General features: G+C 35.2%; 3 protein-coding genes and 1 pseudogene. 2 read left to right on the plus strand and 2 right to left on the minus strand.

Translation table 11 applies throughout. The features are described 5' to 3' along the window. The coding region (locus P0N36_RS15220) for a transposase (protein WP_275843735.1) at positions 1 to 430 on the plus strand (430 nt) is incomplete at its 5' end. 17 nt (positions 431 to 447) lie between these two features. Next, positions 448 to 711: a transposase gene (locus P0N36_RS15225; protein WP_275843737.1), complete on the plus strand. Its 264-nt coding sequence runs from the start codon at positions 448 to 450 to the stop codon at positions 709 to 711. Between the two features lie 304 nt (positions 712 to 1,015). Here the strand turns inward: P0N36_RS15225 and P0N36_RS15230 are convergent, their stop codons facing one another. Next, on the minus strand, positions 1,016 to 1,237 hold the full coding sequence (locus tag P0N36_RS15230; protein ID WP_275843738.1) for a transposase domain-containing protein: 222 nt from the start codon (positions 1,235 to 1,237) through the stop codon (positions 1,016 to 1,018). Further along, positions 1,226 to 1,618, minus strand: a pseudogene (locus tag P0N36_RS15235) (IS66 family transposase); the annotation flags it as partial. The pseudogene P0N36_RS15235 and the gene P0N36_RS15230, both read right to left, overlap by 12 nt. Between the last annotated feature and the right edge of the window lie 37 nt (positions 1,619 to 1,655).

Here is a 1,655-nt window from a genome sequence, read left to right on the forward strand (position 1 = left end):
ATCCATGTGGAAAAAGTCGGCGGGCTACATCCATGTAGCCTTGCTTATGCAACCAATCTACTCCAGGAACTTCATACTTGGATTCGCAGTAAAACCTGGTAATGTACACGATAGTAGTTTTTTTAATGAAGTTTATAACAATGTTATAAAAATGTTCAAAAATGATATGAAAATAGTGGCCGTTGACGCTGGCTATATAACTCCACATATATGTAAATCTATACTAGATGATCAATTGTTGCCGTCAATACCCTACAAAAGTCCGATGACAAAAAAGGGCTTTATGAAAAAGCACCAGTATGTTAATGACGAATACTATGACTATTATATCTGTGAAAAAAATGAATTGCTTATGTACAGCACTACGAATAGAGACGGTTATCGAGAATATAAATCAGACGCTGAAAAATGTAAAATTGTTCAATCCTAGATCAGTGCACGATTAGCATGAATCAGCAAAAAGTCATAACAAGACATGTTTGGCAAGATTATGTTGATGAGGCACAACATCTTAGAAAAGTTAATACTATTAAAGGTGCTTATAAAAGACGAAAAGAAACAATTGAAAGAGTCTATGCAGATGGAAAAGAAAAGCATGGCTTAAGATATACACAATTACGTGGCATAACAAACGTTATAACAGAGATAACGCTTAAGTATGCTGCAATGAATTTGAAAAAGCTAGGAAAACTGAAATGGATATGGGCCTAATATAGGCTTTTTTTGTCAAATGGAGTAACCCTTCAGATATAATCATGTACTTATTATTAAACAAAAAAATAAACCACCATTATAATTATTAATGGCGGTTTATCTACAGTCTGCAAAAAGATTAACTTATATGTTAATCTTTTTGTGATTATAGGAGATAGTAGCTACATTCAACGTAAATAAAACGATTTTTATTAACTGTCGATAATTACAAAACTTTGCAAAAACTTACTACAAGAGACTTTACGTATACGGTAAACCATGAGTACTCGCTTTAATTCAAGCCACCAATACGGCGGCTGATTTATGGTTTTGCTTTTGCAGTTTTATTCAAACAAATGGCCGGAAGTTCATCAGACCAGGGAAGTAACTTATCAAGAAACAATCTATCCTTTTGATCTTGTTTGTCTTTTAGCACTTCTAACAGATATTCTAGGTACCTATAAGGATTTAGATTATTAGCTTTTGCTGTTTCTGTAATACTGTAAATGATTGCACTTGACTTGGCACCGTCGATTGTATCAATGAGTTTCCATGTGTGTTTATGTAGGCAAAAGGTACGCAATGCACCTTCTGTAGCGTTATTATCCATAGGTACTTCACCATCATCAAGAAACACTTTTAAGCTTTCTTCATGATTTAAACAATAATCGATACCTTCCCTGGTTTTCCCTTTAGATAGCCCATTGTTACTTTTTATATTTCGTGCCCACAGGAAAAAGGCCTCAACAAGTGGCTTGACGGTCAGTTGCCTCAAATGATACCGCTCTAATGGTTCGAGTTGTGACAGCTCATTATCCTGATGATATATGGCGCCTATCTGTTTAAGTGCCTGGTAGGCAATCGTTTCCTTGCCTTCCGTTTTCTTTGTTTGAGGTAAGGCTTTAATAGCATCTGAAAAGCGTCGTCTGCTATGAGCATTATTCGAGTACTAAGATAAGGCA

The organism is Petrocella sp. FN5 (assembly GCF_029210395.1).
In the GTDB taxonomy this organism is placed as follows: domain Bacteria; phylum Bacillota; class Clostridia; order Lachnospirales; family Vallitaleaceae; genus Petrocella.

Excerpts from the sequence above, each read along its gene's own strand:
- P0N36_RS15225 (WP_275843737.1), top strand. The coding sequence starts at position 448 with ATGAATCAGCAAAAAGTCATAACAAGACATGTTTGGCAAGATTATGTT.